Below are 24,209 nucleotides of genomic sequence, written 5' to 3'. Positions count from 1 at the left end.
CCCCAAAAAACCTAAACTCCTGAGTTAGTTCAAGGTGACTTGCCTCTTACAAAGGGCAAGTCATTTGGGGATTGATACTCAGCTTTCAGCACGTGTCGGTGGAAAATGAACTTCGTCACCATCACTCGTCAGAATACTAATTTGACTTGGTTTGCCTTCATCATCAAGGCGTAGCTCACCAATGGCACTATGGTTAACCAAGCGATAAAAGTTGTGCGTACTTGGTGCGCGTTTGTAAATCTTGAGTCGTTTACGTTTTGTGAACCAGTTTAAAGGTGAGCGAGGGCTGTATAGCAGTCTATCTAGGCCATCACAAATATTGAGCAGTTGTGTAGGGAACTGATTTTTAATTCCACTACAGGTGATTTGATAGATATTCGGACTGTTTTTTCGATAGCGGAGCTTAATATCGTATGCAAAAGAGTAGTGCACGTCGCCAGAGAGAATAACAAAGTTAGTTGGTGTCTTTGTGTGTGTGAAAATACTAATAAGAGTATTCGCACTTCCGGGGTGAGCCATCCAGTTTTCAGCATCAACCATCAATGGTTTACCAAGTATGGTCACCACACGTTGTAGTGCTTCGATAAATTTCACACCAAACATTGGCGCGGCAGAAACAATAACAACCTTGTCTTGATGCACGAGCTCCTGATGGAACTCAATCATCGCTTCCCAGTCCATTAAGCCAGAAGGTTTGTTCATTTTAGACTCAGAACGCCAGCGTCTGGTTCGTGTATCTAGCACGACAACTTTTGGTGTCGTAGGAATGGTGTAGTGCCAATTCTCAAAGCGATACAAATATTGAATAAATGCATCTTGGGTTTGCGAGGTTCGCTCATCGATAAAGCGTTGAGCGAGGCTCATAAATTCATCATTGAATTTTTCTGGCGCATTTCCCCAACCTTGGCAAAGCCAGTAAGCAATCAAGCTATTACCGATAATGCGTTTTGCAAACGTGTTGCTGTATGCGGCTTGTTCCCAGCCTATGGTGAGATTCCAATCGTCGGTGACATCGTGATCATCAAAAATCATATAGGTTGGAATGTGAGCGAGTAAGCGTTGAACCTTGTCCAGACCTGCGACGAATTTATCAATTTGTTTTTTTTCTTCGCGCCATTGCTGCTGCCATTTGGGTTCAAGAACTTCTCCGCCGACAGTAAATTCGTTTTCTAATAAACGATCCGTTCGAACAAGCTTCCACAAGGTCGGAGACCAAACCAATAAGTACATTGCAAAGCACTCAGCAAAGCTTATTAGGTGATTCTCACACTCTTTGGCGCTGAATATTGGTGTCCCTCGGTGTGGAAAAAACTTACTTAGTAAACTGTCATCACTCACATAATGAGGCAACAATTTATCTCGACCATAATAGCAAGCAGGGTGTTGGTAGAGCTCATTGGTATTTTTTATCGGAGCTTGATCGAATTCTTCGCCTGGCAAACCCAATAAAGCTATGACTTGCTCAATGGCATCGAGAGTGGGGCCTGCAACATGGTCTGCATAGATTTGATCACCACTCATGATGAGCATATCCGGTCTCTCTTCAATGGATTGAGACGCGATTTTATGATCCGCAGCGACCAATGTATCATCACTGAAGTGATGGGGATTACGGCAAGAGCCATGTAGGAGATAATCCGCTTTTTCACTAACGAGGAACTCAATACCCAAGTTTGGCGTATTATCTCGCTCATAAGTCAGGTGAGGGAGCAGTTCCGTCACTAATCCATATTGCGTTTTTATTTGATAGCGTAACGCTTGATGGGTTGGAAACTCGCCTTCTAATTTAAGTAAGCAACACCACGCATTGAGGCCGATTTGAAGCTGTTCTTTTTGTTCACTTAAAGGGGCTTGATAAAGGATGGAGGCATTTTCATCCGTAATTTGCACCATACCCTCCAAGCGTTGGGTGGTGACTAGCCAAATATTGATTTCAGTTGCGGTCACTTTACGTAGGATCGGACCTGCAACGACAAGAGGAAGTGAAGAAATTTCAGTCGTGTTCATCAATGCTGGCAAAACGGCTCCTTATGTGTCAGCTTCTTCTTCTAATATTTCGATAACTTGCGAGCTACTAAGTTCATGTCCCATAAGGAACAAACCAAGCATCGCATCGGCTTTTGACGCGTTATTACTGTCTTCATCCAAAATTTGCTGAAGCCGAGTTCTAATTAGGTCGATTTCGTGTTCGACGAAGCCACGCCCTTCTTCGTCACCTTGACCATCTTCTGGTGCATTATCAAAGTGCAAAAACAACATGTCACCATCGAGTTGAGTCCCTATCAACCTCTCTGGCAGCCATGCTTCTCCCATCACAATGTCTGGGTCTGTGTCTGCAGGTAAATGATTCAAGGTAGAGATGAGTTCTGATGCTTTCACTTTTTACTTCATTATGTTTGATTTAGAACTAAGCTAGAGTTTAAGCGCTTGTTGTGATGGTAAAATATTCGCAAACAAGCTCACCTAGTCGTGCAATATTAATATGATCTTGGGACTCAAACTGTCACGAGGATGACAACATTTGCCATTGTAACGGCTATCATCAGCAGAACATAAGCTTTTAATGGCAAATCATTGATGTTTGCCTGCTTCTCAACCAACATTTTTCGAACTCATGAAGAGATTAATTCTAACAACACTCGCTTTACCTTTGGCTGCGGCAGTTTCTTCTGCGCATGGTGCAGAAGAACAAATGTGGGGGATTGCTGCGATGTATCGTACAGCATCGATTCCGTTTTATACCGCCGATAATGACTCTACGGTGAGTACATTTGTACCAATGATGTTCTTTGAAAACGAACATGTGTATATCAATGGCATTGAAGGTGGCGCTTTTTTGTATAACGAGAGTGATTCTGACTGGCGTGCGAGCGCACTCATGCGATTGAGATTTGTCGATATTCCCATGTCGCTACAAAATGCTAATGAAGGGGACAGAGTCGATTTCGGTGGGCAAGTGCGTTATAGCATTAACGACAATTGGCGCGCAGAAGTAGAGTTGATGACGGACGACGAACTCCAGTTTCACTCTAATTACCGCCTTGCTGCCAATTATGTATTTGGGGATTGGGAATTAGAGCCATCGATTACGATTCGATACAAAGACGCTGATTTCAATAGTGAATACTATTCCTTTAAGGATATTACTGGCGAGAGAATTGGAGCTGGACTTGACACCAATCTTGGTATTAAAGCTCGTTACCATGTAACTTCAAATTTGTATTTATTGGGTGAGACGAGTGTTACTCGCTTAGATGATAACGCCTACAACAGTCAGCTTGTAGAAGATCGATATCAGGGAGAAGTGTTTGTCGGTTTTGGCTTTTTCAACGATAAAAGCAAAGTTCCGAAACCGACACTGAGCAATAAAGCATATCTACGTATTGCGCATGGTTGGGCGACGCCTTCGAACATCGGTGAAATATTTAGCTTTGAGAGAGAAAAAGACCCATACGACAATCAACTTACTTCATTGTTTTATGGGCATCCATTAACGGATGAGCTGTTTGGTTTTCCTCTTGATATTTATTTAACGCCAGGGTTGGTTCATCACTGGTCGTCCAGTGTTCAGTCTGCGAGCACAGAATACGTCATGGCGATTAAGGCTTATTATACGGTTAATTGGCCTACGACTTGGCGATTTGGTGTAGCGGAAGGTGTGTCATACATTGATAGCATTACCTATATTGAAGGCACAGAAATGGAAGACAAGGGTTATACACCAAGCAAGTTGCTCAACTACCTAGATTTCTCGTTTGATGTCAATGTAGGCGATCTCTTCAACCAAAAGAGCTGGAACAATATGTGGGTGGGCTATTCATTGCATCACCGCTCGGCGATTTTTGAAAGCGCTTCCCAGTTTGGGCGAATTAAAGGTGGGAGCAACTACAATACTATTTATTTCCAGTTCGAGTTTTAGCGCATCACGAGATGCATATAGGTCGGATTTGCAACTGACTTATTTATCGCCCATTATGAGTAAAGATGAATAATACTATGCTGCTTTCAACGAGAAATTTCGTATATCGTGCCAGAGTTAAGGCTGTTTGTGATGCATCTGATGAATCGGATGGCATGAGCACCATGAGTATCGACTCCTCATTCAATATTCAAATTGAAGCGATAAATTGTACTAACTATGAATTTGCTAAACGCTTTTTTGCCATTCACGGAGAAGGGCATTTGGAGGGAGATGAATGGTTGGTGTTGTACGTCAACTCTCTTGACGTTAAGGCGGGAAACAATATAGAAATCCGTAGCGATGTCGCGTTTAATGCGATGATCGAGAATATGATAAGCGAAGCTGAGCGGTCTTTAGAAAAAGTCTACCTCGATGCAATACGCAACTTGGAGAAAGTGAATCGTTTTTGACGATGTAAGAGACCCTATAAATACGATCAAGGCATCAGGATCCAAAAAGGGATTGGCGCGAACCAATCCCTTTTGTATTCTGGTTTATTCTAACTTACGCCATTGTTGCAAGTTGGCTTTGCGCTTCTGAAATGCCTTTTTCAGCCGCATCTTCACCCATGTTTAGCGCTTCGGCGTAAACAAATTCCACATCAGTGATTCCTACAAAACCCAGCACAGTGCGTAGGTATGGCGTAACGTTGTCAGTTGGTGAATCTTTATGAATACCACCACGAGTCGTTACTACAATCGCCTTTTTACCTTCAATCAAACCTTGAACGCCGTTTTCTGTGTATTTGAATGTCACGCCTGCACGAGCAATCAAATCAATCCAGTTTTTAAGCTGAGTCGGGATGGTAAAGTTGTACATTGGAGCGGCAATAACCAAAGTGTCTGCGGCCTTTACTTCTTCAATAAGGGTGTCAGACAAGTCGACCACCGCTTGCTGTTCTTGTGAAAGATCTTCCGTAGCGCGCAGTGCAGTCGCAACGGCGAAGTCCAAAACAGGTAGCGGGTTTGCAGCCAAATCACGAACAGTAAGCTTGTCTTGGTCTACATTTTTGATGAAGTCTTCAACCAATTTGTTTGATTGAGAGTAATCGCCAAGGATGCTTGATTTTAGAGCTAGTACACGAGACATAATGGTTATTCCTTAAATAAGTGCTTTCGACTATGGGAGCCATTATAAGCAACGTAAGTGAGTTCAAAAGCCTAGCGATTCGCTGAACATGTTCGAAAAAATTGAATGAGCTTTCGGTTATCTTGTTACAGATCTTGTGTGATACAATCCGCGCAGTTTTTGTAATGAAAAGAATAGGAAACGCTTTGACTTCGTCACAGCCCCCAAAAAAGAATCTAGCTGAAGAGCAAGCGACACCGTCAAATGGTGCGCAAAAAGCGACAGCGAAACAAGCTCAAACACCTCAGGCTCAAGTGAATAGCGCGGCATCTCTGCGTAAAGCGCTGAATCAGTGCATGATGCGCGACCGTTTCCGCTTGAGTAAACGTATTTCTGGTGCAAGCAAAATTAAGAAGGACGCAGCGCGTAATGCTGTGTTCGACGAAATCGCATTAGACATCGCAAAATCCATGATGGTTGCAGAGCAGCGCAGCAACTACAAACCAACGATTGAATACCCAGAAATCCTGCCTGTAAGCCAAAAACGCGACGATATTGCGAAAGCGATCGAAGAAAACCAAGTGGTTATCGTCGCGGGTGAAACCGGTTCTGGTAAAACCACTCAGCTACCAAAAATCTGTGCTGAGCTTGGTCGCGGTAAATTTGGCCTGATTGGTCATACTCAGCCTCGTCGTCTTGCAGCGCGTTCGGTTGCTAACCGTATTGCCGAAGAGATGGAAACCAAGCTTGGTGAGTTTGTTGGTTACAAGGTTCGATTCAACGATCAGATCTCTGAAAATACCCAAATCAAATTGATGACGGACGGTATCTTGTTGGCTGAAATTCAGCATGACCGTTTCTTGAATCAATACGACACCATCATTATCGATGAAGCGCACGAGCGCAGCCTTAACATCGATTTCATCTTGGGTTACTTGAAAGAGTTGCTGCCACGTCGTCCTGATTTGAAAGTGATCATCACGTCGGCAACCATCGACCCAGAACGCTTCTCAAAACACTTCAACAATGCACCAATCATTGAAGTATCGGGTCGTACTTACCCAGTAGAAACACGTTACCGCCCACTAAGCGGTGATGACGACAATGATCGTGACCAGCTTGAAGGCATCTTCGAAGCGGTAGACGAACTGTGCGATGAAGGTTTAGGTGACATCCTGATTTTCATGAACGGTGAACGTGAAATCCGTGATACCGCAGATGCATTGTCCAAACGTAATCTGAAGAGCACGGAAATTGTGCCGCTTTACGCGCGTTTGTCGGCAGGTGAGCAGAATAAGATTTTCCAACCTCATACTGGTCGCCGAATTGTACTGGCAACCAACGTGGCAGAAACCTCGCTAACTGTTCCGGGCATTAAGTACGTTATCGACCCGGGTACGGCGCGTATCAGTCGATACAGTTACCGTACTAAGGTTCAGCGTCTTCCAATTGAGCCAGTTTCTCAGGCGAGTGCGAACCAGCGAAAAGGTCGTTGTGGTCGTGTGGAAGAGGGTATTTGTATTCGTCTGTACTCAGAGGAAGATTTTGAGTCACGCCCAGAGTTTACTGATCCTGAAATCCTACGTACCAATCTAGCGTCGGTTATCTTGCAAATGACGGCACTTGGTTTGGGTGATATTCAAGCGTTTCCGTTTGTGGAAGCACCGGATAAACGTAACATCCAAGACGGCGTGCGTTTGCTGGAAGAGCTTGGTGCGATTAACTCTGAGGTAAAAGACCCGAAAAAGCGCCTGACTTCCATTGGTCGCCAATTAGCGCGTTTGCCAATCGATCCGCGCTTGGCGCGTATGGTATTGGAAGCGCCAAAATATGGTGCGCTTAAAGAAGTGATGATCATCGCAGCTGCCTTGTCGATTCAAGATCCACGCGAGCGTCCTTCCGACAAACAACAATCTTCAGACGATAAACATCGTCGCTTCTTCCATGAAGAGTCGGATTTCCTGACATTTGTGAACTTGTGGGATTACATCCAGAAGCAGCAGAAAGCGTTGACGGGTAACCAATTCCGCAAACAATGTAAGCAAGATTACTTGAACTACTTGCGCGTACGTGAGTGGCAAGATGTGTACTTCCAGATTCATCAATCTATGCGTGAAATGGAATTCAAACTTAACGATGAGCCTGCGTCTTACCATGGCGTACACAGTGCGATTCTGGTTGGTTTGTTGTCGCACATTGGTATGAAAGACCAAGAGAAGAATGAATACCAAGGCGCGCGTAACGCTCGTTTTCATATCTTCCCGGCATCGGGGCTGTTTAAGAAGCAACCTAAGTGGATCATGTCGGCTGAGCTGGTGGAAACCTCGAAACTTTGGGGGCGTATCATCGCCAAGATTCAACCGGAGTGGATCGAGCCATTAGCCAAGCACCTTATCAAGCGCAGTTACAGCGAACCGCATTGGTCGAAGAAACGTGCGGCGGTGATGGCGCACGAAAAAGTCATGCTTTACGGCGTGCCAATCGTACCGAAACGTTTGGTGAACTACGGCAGTATCGATCCTACCGTTAGCCGCGAAATCTTCATTCGTAGTGCATTGGTTGAAGGTGAGTGGGAAACCAAACACGCGTTTTTCAAGCAAAATCGTAAGCTTTTGCAAGAAGTAGAAGAGCTTGAACACAAATCTCGTCGTCGTGACATCTTGGTGGATGATGATGAGCTGTTTGATTTTTATGACCAACGCGTTGGTACCGAAGTGGTGTCTGGTAAGCATTTCGATACATGGTGGAAAAAGGCATCGAAAGAAAATCCGGAACTGCTGAACTTTGAAAAAGAGATGCTATTCAAGGGCGATGCTAGTCATGTAACCGATTTGGATTACCCGAACTTCTGGCATCAGAATGGTTTGAAGCTCAAGTTGAGTTACCAGTTTGAACCGGGTGATGATAGTGACGGTGTAACCGTACACTTGCCATTGCCGATTTTAAACCAAGTCGAACCAGCAGGTTTTGACTGGCAGATCCCGGGGTTACGCCATGAGCTTGTGGTGAGCTTGATTAAGTCTCTGCCGAAGACAATTCGTAAGAACTTTGTGCCGGCACCGAACTATGCGGATGCGTTTTTAGCACGCGTAACACCAATGGAAGCGCCGCTGCTGGACTCGCTAGAAAAAGAACTGCGCCGTATGACGGGCGTAGAAGTGCTGCGTGAAGATTGGAACTTAGAACAAGTGCCTGAGCACTTGAAAGTCACGTTCCGCGCGGTTGATCATCGAAATCGCAAGCTGAAGGAAAACAAAGATCTTCATGAACTGAAAGAAAGCTTGAAAGACAAAGTTCAAGAAACGCTTTCCAAAGTCGCGGATGACGATATCGAACAACAAGGCCTGCATACGTGGAGCTTTGGCGAACTGCCGAAAGTGTATCAACAAAAACGTGGCGGCTACGATGTAAAAGCGTATCCGGCGCTTGTTGATACTAAAGACAGCGTTGAGATCAAACTCTACGAAACGGAGTACGAGCAGATAACGGCAATGCGTGCTGGTCAGCGTCGCCTAATTTTATTGAACGTACCGTCGCCAATTAAATATTTGCACGCCAACTTACCGAACAAATCGAAGCTGGGTCTGTACTTTAATCCATACGGCAAAGTGCTTGATCTGATAGATGACTGCATTGCCTGTGGTGTCGATAAGCTTATTGAAGAGCAGGGTGGTTTAGTTTGGGAGCCAGAGAAGTTCGAAGCGTTGAAAGAACACGTTCGTGCTGAATTGGGTGACACCGTTGTAGAGATTGCTCAACAGGTTGAGACTATTCTGACCACGGCGTTTAGCATCAATAAGAAGCTAAAAGGCAAGATCGACTTCACAATGGCGTTTGCTCTGTCCGATATCAAAGCACAAATTGAAGGCTTGATCTTCAAAGGCTTTGCAACGGAATGTGGCTGGAAGCGCTTGCCGGATATTCTTCGCTACATGCGCGCGATAGAGCGCCGTATGGAGAAGTTGCCAATCGATCCAAACAAAGATCGTTTACATATGCTGAAGATTGAATCTGTGACTCAAGACTATAAAGAGTTGCTGAACAAGATCCCGAAAGGTGTGGCCATTCCTGAAAATGTAAAAGAAGTGCGTTGGATGATTGAAGAACTTCGCGTGAGTTACTTTGCTCAACAATTAGGCACTCCTTATCCTGTTTCTGATAAACGAGTCAAAAACGCGATTGATGCTTGCTAATCAACCAGTAAAATAGTGTCAGATTTGTAATTATCGCTTAAGAAGTTGCTGGTACACTAATTGCTAGTAACTCAATAAGCATTATTTTTTAGTTCTGGGAGGCAATAGTTCGCCTCCCTTTATTTGTAGTACCAACGACTGAGTTATGCAGACGTGGGAATAATAAAGAGTAAAGGTAGATGATGAAAAAAACTCTATTAGCAGTCGCGCTACTTGGCGCATCTTCTGCGGCAATGGCGGATTCTTGGATTTACGGTGGTGCAACAGTAGGTCAGTCTGACTACAAAGGTGAGACAGACACATCATACTCTGTTCACGTTGGTACAGGCATTCTACCTATCATTGGTGTTGAAGCTGGTGTAACACAACACGGTGAATTTAACGTAAATGGTCAAGACACTAAGCTAACTTCTTACTACGCAGCACTTAAGCCAAGTATCGACTTCGGTCCGCTACACGTGTACGCAAAAGGTGGTTTCCATCAGTGGGACAAAAAAGTGAAAGGCGGCAAAGACGATGACGATTTGGACCTAATGTACGGTGTGGGTGCTGAGTACTTCATTTTTGGCCCAATGTCTGTTGGTGCTAGCTACATGAACTACACTGCTGGTAAAGACGATATCAGCACGTTCTCTGTTAACGCAACACTACATTTCCTATAAGCGTCAAGCTTTCTAACACCATATGAAACACACCGGCTTTATGCCGGTGTTTTTTTGTCTGGAAGTCACAAAACAAAAGTTGAACATAAATTATTCACTTTTAGAGTCTTAAAATGCCTATGCTTTCCAATATATAGTGGCGATTAAATGCGCATATTTGCGTAATGTTTCGCTTGGGAATCGATCAGGAAGGGATAGTATGAAAAAAACACTCTCGTTATTCGCTCTAACGTTGTGCTCAACGTCAGCAATGGCTGACTCTTGGATTTACGCTGGTGGCCAAATTGGTCAGTCCGATATCGACAGCGAAAATGATACAACCTACGGTATTCATGTCGGTACTGGTATTTTGCCGTTCATTGGCATTGAAGCAGGCTACTTTAACCACGGCAAAGTGGATTTATCTTTGAGTGGCAGCAGGGGTAGTGCTGATTTTGATTCATTCTATTTAGCGGCGAAACCTAGTATCGACTTCGGCCCGTTACACGTTTACGCAAAAGGCGGCATCAATGCATTCAATGTTGATTATGACGGCGGACTGAGAAACTTAGACAAAGATGATGGCGTCTCTTACATGTATGGTGTTGGTGCCGAATACTTCTTGCTTGACAATGTGTCTGTGGGCGCGAGTTATCAAGCGTTTGGCGTGGATATTGAAGGCGATAGCGATACCGTTAGCAGCGTAACAGGGAACATCACCTTCCATTTCTTATAACGCTCGCTGGATGAAAGGTTTGCTGATTTGGTTTCGTCGTTAATTGTGAAACCAAATCAGCGCAGGTCTTCTCTATTTGCGCAGTGACTGGCTATGAACTTAAGTATTTCTTGTGTCTTTTCTAGTCTACAACCTACGACAAAATCAATCGTTAGACCTCATAATTTTTGTGTTGATATTATTTCCCCTTCATCTGTCTTGAATTGAGCTTAAAATGCAATAAATCACGACTTTTTGCAAAAATATGTGATTGCTGCTAAAATTCGTCCCGCTTTAAAACTTTAGAGTTCAAATTAATGGAGGGCGGTATTGGAGTTCTTCTCACCTGAGGGGCGTTTCAAATTCACGTTAAATTTGTATTTATGGATAATGCATTTAAAAAATATAGTATTGATACAACCGATTATCAGGTTGGACAGGATAACGTTCAAAAGTGGGGATTCGATATACATAACCCGGTTTTTGGCATTAGTGCGGGGCTCGTTGTTTTCTGTCTGATTTCACTTCTTCTTGTTGAGCCAACCACTGCTCGAGACGTATTAAACGGTCTAAAAAACGGAATTATCGAACAGTTTGATGCGTTCTTTATGTGGTCGACAAACTTCTTCTTATTGTTCGCCGTTGCTCTTCTTTTTTCTCCGCTAGGTAAAATCCGCTTAGGAGGCAAAGAAGCAACGCCGGATCACTCAACCGTTTCTTGGTTGTCGATGCTTTTCGCCGCGGGTATGGGTATTGGTCTTCTGTTCTGGAGTGTGGCTGAGCCGACCGCGTATTTCACTGATTGGTGGGGAATGCCACTTAACGCAGTACCATACACCGAAGAAGCAAAATCCCTCGCGATGGGTGCCACTATGTTCCACTGGGGTGTACATGGTTGGAGTATTTACGCACTCGTTGCACTAGCATTAGCGTTTTTTGCCTTTAACAAAGGTTTACCACTTTCATTGCGCGCGGCGTTCTATCCAATTTTTGGTGACCGTGCATGGGGCTGGTTAGGTCACGTTATTGATATCCTTGCCGTTTTGTCGACGCTATTTGGTCTTGCAACGTCGCTAGGTCTGGGTGCTCAGCAGGCGACCAGTGGTATTAATCATGTCTTTGGTCTAGAAGGCGGCATTGGTACACAAATGATTGTGATCACCTTCGTTACCTTTATCGCGGTGCTATCAGTGATTCGTGGTATTGATGGTGGTGTTAAGCTACTGAGTAACGTCAATATGGTGGTTGCGTTTGCGCTGCTTATTTTCATTACCTTCATCACGTTTGATACGGCGTGGAGCTCGCTACGCGACACAACAATGGCTTACATTGAAAATATTATTCCATTGAGTAACCCTCACGGTCGTGAAGATGAAACTTGGATGCACGGCTGGACGGTATTCTACTGGGCTTGGTGGGTATCTTGGTCACCGTTTGTTGGTATGTTTATCGCGCGTGTGTCTAAAGGTCGTACGGTTCGAGAATTCTTATTCGCAGTCATCGTTATTCCTACAGTTGTTACTTTGATTTGGATGTCTGTGTTTGGTGGTATCGCGCTTGACCAAGTGGTGAATAAAGTTGGTGAGCTAGGTGCAAATGGCCTAACTGATATTTCATTGACTCTGTTCCATGTTTACGATGCGCTTCCGTATAGCTCAGTGATTTCAATGCTTTCTATCGTGCTGATTCTGGTATTCTTTATTACATCGTCAGACTCTGGCTCACTGGTTATCGATAGTATTACCGCCGGTGGTAAGATTGATGCACCAGTACCGCAACGCATTTTCTGGGCGTGTATTGAAGGTGCAATTGCAGCCGTAATGCTTTGGGTTGGTGGTAAAGAAGCCCTGCAAGCATTGCAATCAGGTGTTGTTGCAACAGGATTACCGTTTACTTTTGTTCTGCTGTTGATGTGCGTAAGTTTGGTGAAAGGGTTAAGAACAGAACTGCCAGCTTACAAATAAATACAACACGATCCATGATTGAGTTTAAATGCCGAGCCTAATGTGCTCGGCATTTTTTATTTCTACTTTTCTTTTCCAATAATTTCGTTACAGTTTAGGCTTATTCCCACCTCATTAAACTGCATTATGTCACTGGCTAAACTCATTCTTATTCGTGGACTTCCGGGTTCAGGTAAAACAACCTTAGCAAAACAACTAGCGATAGAGCTTGGTGCTAAGCATTTTGAAGCTGACATGTATTTTGAAAATGATGAAGGTGATTATCACTTTGAACCAGTTCAATTACCTCAAGCGCATGAGTGGTGTTTTCAGCAAACTAGAAAGTGGTTGAACAAAGGGAGAGTCGTGATTGTGAGCAATACGTTTGTTCGACATTGGGAGATGAAGCGTTACATGGACTACTGCATGAAGAAGCGCATCGAGGTGGAAATTAAAGTGTGCCACGGAGCGTATCAAAGCATTCATGATGTACCACCAGCGACGATAGAAAAGATGCGACGCCAGTGGCAAGAATGACCGTTACCAGAACCGGAAGTTATTGACCTCGTCCGTCAATCATCACAACGAATGTTTTGCTCATGATTGAAAGGTCCATTGAAATCCAAGAGTAAAACGAACCTAAGCTTAGTGCGTAACTGTGGTCAAACCCAACTTTGCGTCTTACATCTTCAATGCATGCATCATAGCCTTGGTTAACCTGAGCTAAGCCTGTGATACCTGGTAACACGCCATATGTGCGCTCTACAAAATAGGGGATTTCATCTTCCAATTTCTGGTAGAAAGCTGGGCGTTCTGGGCGCGGCCCAATCATCGACATTTCACCTCTCAACACATTAAACAGTTGAGGTAGTTCATCTAAACGCGTTTTGCGTAAAAAGCGTCCTACTGGCGTGATGCGGGGATCATTTTCAGTTGCCCATACTGCGCCAGAGCGTTGCTCTGCATCAATATACATGGTGCGAAACTTCATGATTTGAAAAAGATCCATTTTTTCTGGTGTGCAGCGTCCTACTCGCAATTGGCGATAAATCACAGGGCCTTTCGATGTGGTTTTGATCGCTAGCGCGATAAATGGGAATAGTGGTGCAGTGACGACCAAAATAAGCATTGCAACCAGTACATCAAACGTTCTTTTTGCGTGGCATACATTTGAATCGTAGCGTGAGTTTTTCATGATGCTTTCCTTATTGGTTGACGCGTTTCCAACGTCCATTTTCCATTCCGAGTAAATACTTCATACCGCCGATAAAGTTGGCGAGATGACCAATGACGATGTAACTAATCAGCTTAAAAGGTTTAATTGTGTTAAGTGCTGGCATCAAGTAAGTGATAAGCGCGATGCTGTAAATGCCAACTTGTGCGAACAGCATTACTTGAAACAGTGGATTGTGTGCCAGTAGTAGTGAGCAAATAAAGCAAACAATCATCAAATAGGGTGTTGCTAAGCGCAGAACCTTTCCCGATAGAAATGCAAAGGCAGTGCCACGATAACGAGGTAGCAGTAATTGCTTTAATTGCATGATCTGCTGCATGTTACCCGCTGAAATTCTTAGGCGCCGCTTGAAATCTGCGTTGTCTGAGCTCTGTTCTAGTTCAAGAGCCAGCATGTTTGGCTCGTAAATAGCGCTATAGCCTCGCAAAACGATTCTCATAGGGAGAATAAAATCGTCATTAATGGTGCTGACTTCCAGTGGTTCAAATAAGTGGGTTCTGAAAGTGTAAAACGCACCGTGGGAACCAATCGTTGAACCTAACAAGGATTCTTGATGCTTTACTCGAGACTGGTATCGCCAATACGCCGCTTCACCTTGGTTATCAGTACTCATTATTTGATATGTTGCGTTAACCACTCCTACGTTCTCATTTTGATAATGCTGACTAGCTAGCAACAGAGAATCGCAAGAAATCAATGCCGACGTGTCACTCAGTGCGGTAATGTCCGAGCTAACATGACGCATTTCTTCGTTTAGTAGGGCAACTTTACCGCGATTGATTTGGTGATCATTAATAATGAACAGAGTATCAGAGCAGATTGCTTCTTGAATTGTCGCTTGAGCAATCTCGGCTGTGTTATCTGTGCAGCCATCACATGCGATCACTACCCTTAATTTATCCCTCGGGTAATCTAGGCTCGCAAGGTTACGGATCTTCTCTGCTATCCATTGTTCTTCATTGTAGGCGGGCACGATGACAGTAATAGAGGGTAGCTGGTTATCTGCTTTGGAGGCTTTGTAAGCTCGCTCTACAAATGGTGCTTTGGTTTCGTCTTGCTGTTTTAAAGGAAGCCATTTAAGGAGCAGTGGGTACCCAACGTGATGATAGACAATCAAAAATGCGGATAAACCAAACCCTATAATCCAAAGTAAATCATTCATAGCTAGCCTCCTTGGCCAAACGTGAGTAGCGACTCACCATGTCTCTGATATCAAAGTGTTTGAGAATAAAAGTTCGAGGAGAGCGGTGTGATGATTCCAGTTGTTGTGATAACGCTTCGGCCAACAAAAACACGCGATTTGCTTCAACCAGTGTGCTGTTGTTCGGACAGAGCGTCTCTTTCACGCCGCCAACATCCGTCGCGACGCAAGGAATGTCACATGCTTGAGCCTCGAGGGTTGAGAGAGGAAAGCCCTCTTGAAGTGATGGTAAGCAAAACAAGTCTAGGCTTTGGTAAAAGCTGGGCATATCGTCCACCAAACCTAAAAAGGTTACTCGATCTTCAAGTTTTAACGTTCTAACTTGTGCTTCCAATTGAGTTCGCTGAGAACCATCACCGGCTATTGCTAGGTGTGTGTTTGGCGTAAGATGAGAGAAGGCTTCGATAAGCACTTTATGGCCTTTAACTGCTTCTAGACGCCCGGCAACGCCAATCACGATTTTGTCGGTTGGAAGTTCAAACAAGTGTCTTGTTGCCGTTTGGTCACCGCTTTTAAACTTCTGGCAATCGATTCCATTGTGAATGGTGCAGACTTTGCGGTAATTCAGTTTTGTCTGGATTTGTTCGGCGACAAAGTTCGCATCGGCAACCACATGTGGACGAATCATTTTTAGCAGTAGGGACTGCAGTCGAGCTGATTTTTTGTTATTAAGGTGCCATGCGTCGTGTTCGGTATGAATAACTACAGGTACGTGCGCTAAACGTGCCGCAATCCCACCATATAAGAGTGGTCCGATATGGTGAGTGTGGACCACGTCTGGTCGCATTCTTTTTATCATTGAAGTCAGTGTAGCGATGGTCTTCCCGCTGAATCCAGGTCTTTTATTAAGAAAGTGCAGTTGGCCTTGGTAGGGCAATAGTTTTTGCCAGCATTGCAGTGCTTGCGCTTTGCTTCCCTCTAAACTTACGACAAAAACGGAATGGTTTGGCTGCGCAAAACGAAGCATTTCTAGTACGAGCGTTTCTAAGCCGCCAGGAGCTAAGTGCTGCACGACGTGTAATATCACTTTTTTGCTGTGCTTAGTGTTATTGTGCTTTTGTCTGACTTCCATTTTCAAACCCTCGTTGAGTTCTTTGTTTATTTAGGAATAGCAGACTGCGTGCCAAAAAATTAATTATTTAAAAACAATAAGTTAATATTGATGTTTGTGAGGCTTTATGTTTATTCTCAATTTGAGATTCATATTAGTGGACATGCTATGAGGCTGTATAAGGCAGTAGTAAAAGAAAAGCACTCGCCGACCGAGTGCTTGTAAATGAGTTCTTATGGCGGTTAGTTTCCGTACACTACGTTAGGTAAAGTGGTGATGACAGGAACACCAAGGTGTTTTTCTAATGCTCTTTTTGAGCGGATAGAGTTATCGGCTAACTCAAGTATCGTCGCTAATCCAATGCCTAAACCAGCGCCACCAATAAATCCTAAAATGACAAATACAAAACTAGGTAAGTTAGTTGGAATCGTTGGCGTGAACGGTTCATCAATGATTTTTACGCGCTTATTCTCTTCAAACTCTCCCAAAGAACCCGTTAGTTGGGCCATCTCATAGCGTTCGACGAGTTCATCATACATTTCTCTCTTCACTGCGACGTCACGAGCTAAGCGGTTGATTTCTGTTGCTGTGCTCCCAAATTGGTGCGCATTTCGCTCTAATTCTTGGATCATATCTCGCAAGCTGTTGGTTTCTTCCGTAAGTGCTTCAAAACGTCCGCGCATCATTTGTAATTGATGTAGTTGGGAGACAAGTAGAGGCTGTGCTTCGCCAAGACTGTTTACTGTGGTATTGCTCGCGATATCCCATAGTTGAGCACTGTTTAGTTCTGGTTGTTTAGAGTTCAAGAGTACCGAGCGTTCCTGCTCCAACCGGTTTAATTCTCGCAACTTACCTTGCACCAAACTATGCGCCTCTGTGTATTTAGCGCGAAGCAGGGTAAGTTCACTACGAATGTCGATGATTTGCTCTTCCAGTTTACCGATAACCGGGTTCGTTTTGGATAGTTGTTGATCCAAACTGCCTAGACTTCGTGAAACACCAGCAAGCTCCGCCTCCTTTTCGGCTAGCGTTTGTTTGAGGCTAGCAAGGCGAGTAAGGCTTTGAGCTTGCATTTCGGGCGTCGCGTCTGAGTAAGTATTTTTATACTCTGCAAAAGCTTGTTCAGCCTTGTCTAGTTCTTCCCTGCGTTTGTTGATATGGATAGTCAAAAAATGACTCGAATCTTTAATCGAAGAACGCTCAGGAGCCAAAAGCTGTTCGACAAAATGCTCTCTGACAGAGAGCAGCATCGACTCCATTCCTTCTGATTTACCACTTTGCAATTGAATTTGAATGAAGTCTTTACCGAGTGGCTGAACAGACAGGCGCGACGCAAGATCTTTTATGATGAACTCTTGCTCTTTTGCACTCATCTCGTCATTGATCAGCGATTGTTCTTTTGCGACAGAATACAAAACGTGTCGGCTTTTTAGCAGAGTACTGAGTGCGCTCAATCGGTCTTTAAGCATTGTTGAGACGGCAAGGTCTTGAAGGAACGGGTTCATTTTCGCTGTCTCTTGAATAAGCATGCTGGTATGAGCAACATAAGTCGTCGGAACCAGCTTACTTACGATGAAGCCCAGCACCGGCAAGACAAGCATAGGGATAACGATCATGTAACGACGTCGCCAAGCGCCATGTAGTAATACACTAAGGTTCTCTCTCAAATCGTTCATAGCGCCCTCACTAATTTATCAACTTGGTTGGCTCTTGCTTCCCAGCTTTGCTGTTGAACAAATGACTTTGAATCTGTCGGTGGCGGTAGGAGGTGATCGAGACTGGCACGCACGTCTTCGACATCTTGAACCACATGAAGCATATGTTTGTAGGGCATTAATGCAGGAAACGGTGTGCTGATAACAGGGGTTCCTGTTGCCAAGTACTCAAGAAGTTTAAGCGGATTACACGCTTTGATTTGAGCGTTATCAACAAAGGGCAACCAACTGGCATCCCAGTGTTGGGAGTAACGTGGCAGAGTGTGATGCGCTCTCGGGCCCAGGTAGTATACGTTGCATCTTTGTGGAAGTGGATTATCACTGAACTCGTTAGGGCCGATGAACACGAGATCCCAGTCAGGCGCTTGGTCTGCGACTTGGGCAATTAAGTCGTAGTCTAACCATTCCGACAAACTGCCATAAAAGCCCAGCACTTTGCGACCATTATTAGGAAAATCTTCAGCCTTAGGTGCTGGCTCAGAAAACAGACTAAAGTCGACACCGTGAGGCAAAGTGACGGTTTTACCAGATGGAAATTTGGTGGAGAGTGTTTCGCTTGCCGTAAAGATAACGCTGGCCGCATTAACAAGAGTACGTTCGTGCTTGGCCACCGTGTCGTGGTCAACACCAGCTAAAGCGCTAAAGTCATCGCCACAATAGTAAATCAGTCCACGTGGGTTCATTTCTGAACAAAGATCGGCAGCAGTCGGGAGCGACGTCCAAAATACAGGCTTATCAAAACCAAGAGCTTGTAATTGTTTATTGAGCTGGTGTTTCATCATCTTAGCGGCCACTTTTCTTGCTAATGCAGAACTAGGGGCAGGAATGGTGAGCAAGTTGATGATGTGAATGTTTGGGCTTGTTTCAGAGTCCAATGTTGGCTTGTGTGAGCCTACGTTATGAAATACACGAGTGAGTTTGTTTAACGCACGCTGTATGTCTTTAGAATCCAGCTTAGGTTGACGAAGGCCAATGGAGTTCACCCAAAGGATTCGATGGTTCGCTGCTAGTTGCTTGACAATATGCTGAGTGGAAGAGGGTAACCCACCAAAATCTTCTCCAAATACTACGATGTCCGTCATGTGGCTCTCCTTGAGTCTTGGTTATTTGATTACTAATTAAGTGAGTAATCACAATGCGTGCCAAGGAATTAGCCATTTTAAAACAGTGAGTTATGGGTTTTGTTTATGTTTGAAACTAGGATTTCTCATTTTGACAGTCACTTTGAACAATACGGCTAACGACAACTGTTAATGCCGCTAGAATGTAAATTGGCCAAGTGAAACCTTGAGTCAGAAACGTACCTGATACGATGGTACCGATAAGCCCACTTAACACGGCGTTTGCTCCTACAGAGAGGGTGTAATCTGATTTTGGTGTCAGCAATGAGATGGAATGCAAAGAGGTGCGGATCAATGACACAATTAAAGTAATGAACACCGCGAGCCCGACAAAACCCGTTTCTGCTAACACGCCAAACCAAGTACTATGGACGGCGTGGTTGATACCATCCCAGTGTGGGCTGTAGAAATAGTAATTAAAGTAGAAGTTATCTAGACCTACGCCAGTCAACGGATGATGCAGCGCCATTTTAAATGCCGCTTCCCACGCATAAAGTCGCCCCATCGCAGAGGCATCTATACCATCCTCAGCGGCTCCCCCCGATTCTCGTCCTGAAATACCAGCGAATGCGTAGAGTACGATCGCTGCGATGGCGCCTAGTACCAAGACTAATGTTTTGCTTTTGATGTGTTTAAAAGCAAAGTAGGCAAATACAGACAGTGAACCGAGTAACCCACCGCGGCTCTGAGTCTCAATTATCGCAAAGAACAAAACCAAACAGGTGATAAGGGCAAAGAGCCTGAGATGCTTGGGGGAATGCTTCTCCATCAATTGACTAACGGTAAAGGCAAGGGGAAACATCAGCACTAGTGCCAAATCGTTAGGATCGCCAAGTACTGAACCTATGGATCGTCCTATTGACACGCGCGTTCCTTCGACTAAATCAATGCCATTCGCAGCGTTTTGTAATGCCACTAAGCCAATCAATAATCCGGCGAAAATAATTGCTTTTGACATCTGAGCGAGCTGTGAAGGTTTAGTAATAAGCCAGGTGATGGCCAACGTCATAATGATGATTTTCCAATAGGTATTTTTGAACACCGTTATTGCGATATCACGACTGGAAGCGAATATTATTCCGATGATCACCAGACCCCAAAATATACACAGCCACTTTAATGAAGGGTGCCAAAAAGCTGTAATCTGGCGGCTTATAAGAAGGTGAAAGGCGAGTGCGGCGAGTGCCCCCAGTGATAACAGTAATGGGATCTTGAAGTTATAGATAACAGGAAAGGCTTCGTGAATACGAAAGAATGAAAAAATAACGAACAGTGTGACAAGCCAAAACGTTTGATTGAGAACAAACAGTAACGCGAGTGGTGCGAAACACAACGCAACAATCAAAATGGGATGAGGCATAACAATCCAAAGCAGGCCGATACAGACTGTAATCGTCAGTGCTGCGATGGACTGTTTTGTTCTCACCTTGGTTTCATTCATAACGAGTATCTCTTCACCTGTCCACGCCTTTTCACTATGTATCGAGTGAGAGCATTGAGCGTCTCTTTACTCATGTAGCGAGTGGCTATCCATGCCAGCAAACTGCATGTCAAAATGCAAATTGCGATGGCGATTCCTATTGATTGTGAAGAGTGAAGCAGGAACAGTGCCACACCGGATATAATCTGTAATAAAACCATCAGACTGAGGTGAAAAGGCAACGTCATACATTGTTGGCCTACTACATAAGTCAGGCCCAGCTTACACAGTTGTGCGTAATAAAGCGCAATGAACACACCATAAATACCCAGAGAAGATAAGCCAAACAGCAAAGCAATCGCAACGCACGCAGAGACGACATTTATACCCAGTAGCCAGCGAGTACGACGCTTGTACAAAATGGAGATGTTAATCAACTCACTCCATTCTTTTAACATGGAGATAGGCAGCAAGAATAAGCTGAATAATACCGCGTCATGATAGGTTTCTGGCAGTAAGTGGGTGATCATCACCATTGCTAATGTGCCGACCACTACACTCAAACCTGTAATGTAAATCATACCTAAGTGTGTGATGCGCACTGCTTCAGTGCTCTTGCGCCCTTCTAAGTAGTTAAATCGACGTGGCATCCACCACATGCCAAATGGCTGCACTAAAATACACATGCCCACTGCAAATTTTACCGCTATCGCGTAAATCCCTAACGTCGCAAGAGAAGTGTTGGCACCAATGAACCAGCGTTCAGCGCCATTGAGACAAAATGCTACTAAACCGGCCATCATCATTGGTAGGCAGTAGTTTAGGTATTGTTTTGCCAATGTCAGTTTAGGAAGGGTGACATTGTAACGGTTAACGATGTGCAGCCAAACAAATTGAGTAATAGCAGCCAACAAGCCACCCCACAAAACAGAAATAACATGGGGATGAACAGACAGCGCCGCGACGATAAAAATGACCTGAAAAATGGTGGTAGTGACCATGACGTTAAGCAGTGTTCTTGCTTTGTCGTCTTGTGTTCTTAACCAGGCAGTGCCGATTGCAATACTGCCTTCTAGAACGATAGCAAACATAACAATAGCAAACTCGACTCGCGTAAAAGGCGCGGGAATGGGGGCGATTAAAATGATAGTGAGCAAGCTAAGAGCGACGACGCCAGCGATGAGTAAAGCAAGTGAGTACAGCTGGTTTAGTAGGCTTGTGCGTGTATTTTTATCCTTTTCAACGCCGACGAATCGATAAAGCGCTTCATGCAAAACGAAACTGACAAACAAGGTCGTAACAACACCAAAGGTTGTTAGAAGCTCAAGCTTGCCCATTTGTTCTGGTGAGAGAAAGTGGGGCAATACAGGCAGCATGATTAGGCTGATGCTTTTATTGATCACTAAGGCGATAGCAAATAGCGTCATGTTGGTCATTGCTTTAGACATGGTCATATCCTTTGATGTCTCGCGGTGTCTTGAGTGTGCAATCATTGTTGGTAGCAATTTCGGCAGCAAGGTGCTGGGCGATTGGCAAATAACAACGTTCGGCTGTGTATAGTTGAGAAACATTGAGTGCTTCGATACCCATCGTTACTTTCATCCACGGCGATTCATTCAAAAGGCGAATTGCGTTGTGTAACGAAGCCACATTGTTAGGCGTGTATTTAATACAATTTCGGCCGTGAGTTAACACGCGGTCCCAATAACTATCATCATGTGGAATGACGACACACATACCTGCAGCGAGCGCCTCCAAAATAGATAACCCAAAAGGTTCGTTGAGACTGGTGGAAACAAACACACCACACTGTGAACGCAATTCATCTAAGTTGTTTGGGCACTCATGCCATTCAACACCTTGTGTGTTGAAGTCCGGTGTTGAATATTCCACACCTGCCACGTTAGGTTTGATGTAACACACGGTGGATTTGATCTTTTTCGACTCATCAAGTGTTAAAGCATCAAGCAAAAGATCGATGTTCTTCCATTTTAGTAAGCTAGCTGCCCAGAAAACGCGGCTTGAAATCGGATTCGCTTGTTTTGGCCAGCGATCTTTCGATAATCCATTAACAAACGTAGATGTATTCAAACCACACCAATAGCGTTCGGTGGCTGGCTTCTCTGTTTTGAGGTAGGCCTGTAATGCTTCTACCATTGATTCGCGGGTGTTTGCCAAGTAGTAAATTGCCGATGCTTTTACTAAGCAGTAGCCAGCAGATCTCGATCGTCCAATAGGGCCATGAACCATCTGTACCACAGGCTTTTTGCTAATTAATCGTAGTAAGTACAAAGGCATATCATTACTTGGGCAAGATAGGCCCAAAAAGCTATCTATTTTTGGCAGCTTCATGCACGCGTAGAGAAGTTGGAGAAAGTAGTAAGCGTTCATCAACCAGTAGGTCAGTCCATGAGTCGAGTTAAATGGTGATGGTTTTATTTTTATAACTTGCACACGCGGTGTATCACTAAGCAGTGACGCCCAATGCTCTGGATTTGTAGTGAGTAGATAACCAATCACGTTCAGCTTATCGCACTGCTTAAGGAGCTCTGCATTCGCGATTTTGGATCCACCTTGCATTGGGATGGCGTCGAACATCAATACACGTTTCATGACCGGGCTCCTCAATTGATGCTCAACCAGCGTGAAAGAGGCTTCATGCAGTGAGTCATTGGCATTGGTGTAATGGCGTTGTTATTAAGTTCACCTTCGTAAATACGTTCAATAGCGTTGATAGATGCAGTCGTCGTTAAGTGCTGGCTAGCATGTAGGTAAGCGTTTTCCGCCAGCTTGTTTCTTAATGCCGCGTCTTGCATGACTTGTTGAATCGCGTTTAACAGGCTCGCCATTCCACTGTTCTGGTACAGCAATGCAGAGTGATTATGCTCGAACAACTCAGGAATGCCTCCCGTTTTAGGAGCCACGATAGGCAGTTGAGCTAAAGCCGCTTCCCCGAGCACGAGACCAAAGGCCTCTTCATAGGCGCCGCTAATAAAAGCGTCTGCATTACCACACATCCACGCTCCGGCATTGTGTTGCTCCCCGACAAAGTGCACTCGTTCTTGGATACCAAGATCCGCGGCAAGCTGTTGCAATGCTTCTCTTTCTTCGCCGTCACCAACAATAACAAGGTGAGGGTTGTGGTGGTGGTAGTTGTGCATGCGCATTGCGCGAATAAGGCGGTCGAACCCTTTGCGCTTAATCAGCGAACCCACCGACAGAAAGGTAAAGGCCTGTGATGGGATTCCGAGGCGATCTTTAATGTCGATGGGTGTATCCACGCCTTGAAGTGACACGCCGTTGTGTACGACATGAAGTTGGTTTTGTGGGTAGCCGTCCTGAATAATTTCGCGTCCAACATCTTTGCTAACGCAAATCAATTTTGGAGAGAGGTGAAGTCCGAGAGAGAAGCGATCGCGCAATGTATAATGGCAATGAAGTTGCGTGACAAGTGGTATATGATTCATGCGAGCAGCCAAACACATCCATTGACAAGGGCCGCCGCTATTGACGTGTACCAAGTCGATGCTGTGCTTTTCGATCAAATCTGAGCCTTGTTTGATAAGGCTATTCCACCCGCTAATATCCCAGCGTGGAGCGCTCCAACCACCCACCAAATTGAAGGCTGAATGTTCCGCTTCAATTCCGAGCGATTGGCACTTATCGATTAATGGTTGGCAGTTTGACCATACGAATGGCTCAAACTTATTGCGGTCGATTCCTGAAATGAGATCCAGAAGCACCACTTCACTGCCGCGAATCCAATTATCACCATAATGAACATATAGAATGCGTTTTGGCGTAGTCATAAGTCACCTCTGTCTCATCATTAATCTGCGTTAACTGCTGAGCTGCAATAGAGATGCCAAAATATGCCATTAGTTTATGTGATTGAATCTTATATGATATTTATGTTTGGAACTCATCATTCTCATATTGAGAACCA

Annotated in this window: 19 protein-coding genes; 7 read left to right on the top strand and 12 right to left on the bottom strand. The window is 44.5% G+C overall.

The features are described from left to right. Positions 1–78: 78 nt before the first annotated feature. Both R7035_RS00740 and R7035_RS00735 read right to left on the bottom strand, forming a co-directional pair. A complete protein-coding gene (locus tag R7035_RS00740) occupies positions 79–2,019 on the bottom strand; it encodes an alkaline phosphatase D family protein (protein WP_170897095.1) in 1,941 nt (646 codons plus the stop codon). A gap of 9 nt (positions 2,020–2,028) precedes the next feature. Continuing rightward, complete coding sequence (locus R7035_RS00735; protein ID WP_017634942.1) at positions 2,029–2,379, bottom strand: hypothetical protein; 351 nt, start codon at positions 2,377–2,379, stop codon at positions 2,029–2,031. 235 nt (positions 2,380–2,614) lie between these two features. Here R7035_RS00735 and R7035_RS00730 point away from each other — a divergent pair, with 235 nt between their 5' ends. Continuing rightward, positions 2,615–3,919: a MipA/OmpV family protein gene (locus R7035_RS00730; protein WP_171342973.1), complete on the top strand. Its 1,305-nt coding sequence runs from the start codon at positions 2,615–2,617 to the stop codon at positions 3,917–3,919. A 65-nt stretch (positions 3,920–3,984) separates the two neighbouring features. Continuing rightward, on the top strand, positions 3,985–4,371 hold the full coding sequence (locus R7035_RS00725) for a hypothetical protein (protein WP_017634940.1): 387 nt from the start codon (positions 3,985–3,987) through the stop codon (positions 4,369–4,371). Between the two features lie 94 nt (positions 4,372–4,465). Here the strand turns inward: R7035_RS00725 and R7035_RS00720 are convergent, their stop codons facing one another. Next, a complete protein-coding gene (locus tag R7035_RS00720) occupies positions 4,466–5,050 on the bottom strand; it encodes an FMN-dependent NADH-azoreductase (protein ID WP_017634939.1) in 585 nt (194 codons plus the stop codon). Between the two features lie 185 nt (positions 5,051–5,235). Here R7035_RS00720 and hrpA point away from each other — a divergent pair, with 185 nt between their 5' ends. From hrpA to R7035_RS00695, 5 genes are all read left to right on the top strand, one after another. Then, a complete protein-coding gene (hrpA, locus tag R7035_RS00715) occupies positions 5,236–9,222 on the top strand; it encodes an ATP-dependent RNA helicase HrpA (protein WP_017634938.1) in 3,987 nt (1,328 codons plus the stop codon). Positions 9,223–9,404: 182 nt separating this feature from the next. Then, a complete protein-coding gene (locus tag R7035_RS00710; RefSeq protein ID WP_021033871.1) occupies positions 9,405–9,884 on the top strand; it encodes an outer membrane beta-barrel protein in 480 nt (159 codons plus the stop codon). Positions 9,885–10,083: 199 nt separating this feature from the next. Then, the gene (locus R7035_RS00705; RefSeq protein ID WP_005377661.1) at positions 10,084–10,599 is read left to right on the top strand and encodes an outer membrane beta-barrel protein; all 516 of its coding nucleotides are present in this window, start codon (positions 10,084–10,086) and stop codon (positions 10,597–10,599) included. Positions 10,600–10,961: 362 nt separating this feature from the next. Continuing rightward, positions 10,962–12,542: a BCCT family transporter gene (locus R7035_RS00700; RefSeq protein WP_005377659.1), complete on the top strand. Its 1,581-nt coding sequence runs from the start codon at positions 10,962–10,964 to the stop codon at positions 12,540–12,542. Between the two features lie 126 nt (positions 12,543–12,668). Then, positions 12,669–13,058, top strand: a complete 390-nt coding sequence (locus R7035_RS00695; RefSeq protein WP_005377656.1) for an ATP-binding protein — start codon at positions 12,669–12,671, stop codon at positions 13,056–13,058. Between the two features lie 19 nt (positions 13,059–13,077). On the opposite strand, the gene R7035_RS00690 is transcribed toward R7035_RS00695, so the two are convergent. The 9 genes from R7035_RS00690 to R7035_RS00650 form a co-directional block, all read right to left on the bottom strand. Continuing rightward, positions 13,078–13,716: a sugar transferase gene (locus tag R7035_RS00690; RefSeq protein ID WP_005377654.1), complete on the bottom strand. Its 639-nt coding sequence runs from the start codon at positions 13,714–13,716 to the stop codon at positions 13,078–13,080. A gap of 10 nt (positions 13,717–13,726) precedes the next feature. After that, positions 13,727–14,917, bottom strand: coding sequence for a glycosyltransferase family 2 protein (locus tag R7035_RS00685; RefSeq protein WP_132936651.1), 1,191 nt, complete (start codon positions 14,915–14,917; stop codon positions 13,727–13,729). Beyond that, positions 14,910–16,028, bottom strand: coding sequence for a glycosyltransferase (locus tag R7035_RS00680; RefSeq protein ID WP_165935345.1), 1,119 nt, complete (start codon positions 16,026–16,028; stop codon positions 14,910–14,912). The genes R7035_RS00685 and R7035_RS00680 overlap by 8 nt, the downstream gene beginning before the upstream one ends. Positions 16,029–16,249: 221 nt before the next feature. Further along, the gene (locus R7035_RS00675) at positions 16,250–17,683 is read right to left on the bottom strand and encodes a GumC family protein (RefSeq protein ID WP_005377649.1); all 1,434 of its coding nucleotides are present in this window, start codon (positions 17,681–17,683) and stop codon (positions 16,250–16,252) included. Further along, entirely contained in the window at positions 17,680–18,804 is a 1,125-nt protein-coding gene (locus tag R7035_RS00670; protein ID WP_005377646.1) for a glycosyltransferase, read from the bottom strand. Before R7035_RS00670 ends, R7035_RS00675 begins: the two co-directional genes overlap by 4 nt. Before the next feature lie 115 nt (positions 18,805–18,919). Further along, complete coding sequence (locus tag R7035_RS00665; RefSeq protein ID WP_005377645.1) at positions 18,920–20,284, bottom strand: O-antigen ligase family protein; 1,365 nt, start codon at positions 20,282–20,284, stop codon at positions 18,920–18,922. After that, positions 20,281–21,711 (bottom strand): lipopolysaccharide biosynthesis protein, encoded by a 1,431-nt coding sequence (locus R7035_RS00660; RefSeq protein WP_005377643.1) that lies wholly within the window; start codon positions 21,709–21,711, stop codon positions 20,281–20,283. The genes R7035_RS00665 and R7035_RS00660 overlap by 4 nt, the downstream gene beginning before the upstream one ends. Next, the gene (locus R7035_RS00655) at positions 21,704–22,876 is read right to left on the bottom strand and encodes a glycosyltransferase (protein ID WP_005377641.1); all 1,173 of its coding nucleotides are present in this window, start codon (positions 22,874–22,876) and stop codon (positions 21,704–21,706) included. The genes R7035_RS00660 and R7035_RS00655 overlap by 8 nt, the downstream gene beginning before the upstream one ends. Positions 22,877–22,887: 11 nt before the next feature. Then, positions 22,888–24,072, bottom strand: a complete 1,185-nt coding sequence (locus R7035_RS00650; RefSeq protein WP_005377639.1) for a glycosyltransferase — start codon at positions 24,070–24,072, stop codon at positions 22,888–22,890. Positions 24,073–24,209 lie beyond the last annotated feature (137 nt).

The organism is Vibrio sp. 1731 (genome assembly GCF_033339955.1).
Lineage (GTDB): Bacteria > Pseudomonadota > Gammaproteobacteria > Enterobacterales > Vibrionaceae > Vibrio > Vibrio alginolyticus.
This window is presented reverse-complemented; position numbering and strand designations above follow the sequence as displayed.

Excerpts from the sequence above, each read along its gene's own strand:
- R7035_RS00730 (WP_171342973.1), top strand. The coding sequence starts at position 2,615 with ATGAAGAGATTAATTCTAACAACACTCGCTTTACCTTTGGCTGCGGCA.
- R7035_RS00725 (WP_017634940.1), top strand. The coding sequence starts at position 3,985 with ATGAATAATACTATGCTGCTTTCAACGAGAAATTTCGTATATCGTGCC.
- R7035_RS00720 (WP_017634939.1), bottom strand. The coding sequence starts at position 5,050 with ATGTCTCGTGTACTAGCTCTAAAATCAAGCATCCTTGGCGATTACTCT.
- R7035_RS00710 (WP_021033871.1), top strand. The coding sequence starts at position 9,405 with ATGAAAAAAACTCTATTAGCAGTCGCGCTACTTGGCGCATCTTCTGCG.
- R7035_RS00705 (WP_005377661.1), top strand. The coding sequence starts at position 10,084 with ATGAAAAAAACACTCTCGTTATTCGCTCTAACGTTGTGCTCAACGTCA.
- R7035_RS00700 (WP_005377659.1), top strand. The coding sequence starts at position 10,962 with ATGGATAATGCATTTAAAAAATATAGTATTGATACAACCGATTATCAG.
- R7035_RS00695 (WP_005377656.1), top strand. The coding sequence starts at position 12,669 with ATGTCACTGGCTAAACTCATTCTTATTCGTGGACTTCCGGGTTCAGGT.
- R7035_RS00690 (WP_005377654.1), bottom strand. The coding sequence starts at position 13,716 with ATGAAAAACTCACGCTACGATTCAAATGTATGCCACGCAAAAAGAACG.
- R7035_RS00685 (WP_132936651.1), bottom strand. The coding sequence starts at position 14,917 with ATGAATGATTTACTTTGGATTATAGGGTTTGGTTTATCCGCATTTTTG.
- R7035_RS00680 (WP_165935345.1), bottom strand. The coding sequence starts at position 16,028 with ATGGAAGTCAGACAAAAGCACAATAACACTAAGCACAGCAAAAAAGTG.
- R7035_RS00675 (WP_005377649.1), bottom strand. The coding sequence starts at position 17,683 with ATGAACGATTTGAGAGAGAACCTTAGTGTATTACTACATGGCGCTTGG.
- R7035_RS00670 (WP_005377646.1), bottom strand. The coding sequence starts at position 18,804 with ATGACGGACATCGTAGTATTTGGAGAAGATTTTGGTGGGTTACCCTCT.
- R7035_RS00665 (WP_005377645.1), bottom strand. The coding sequence starts at position 20,284 with ATGAATGAAACCAAGGTGAGAACAAAACAGTCCATCGCAGCACTGACG.
- R7035_RS00660 (WP_005377643.1), bottom strand. The coding sequence starts at position 21,711 with ATGTCTAAAGCAATGACCAACATGACGCTATTTGCTATCGCCTTAGTG.
- R7035_RS00655 (WP_005377641.1), bottom strand. The coding sequence starts at position 22,876 with ATGAAACGTGTATTGATGTTCGACGCCATCCCAATGCAAGGTGGATCC.
- R7035_RS00650 (WP_005377639.1), bottom strand. The coding sequence starts at position 24,072 with ATGACTACGCCAAAACGCATTCTATATGTTCATTATGGTGATAATTGG.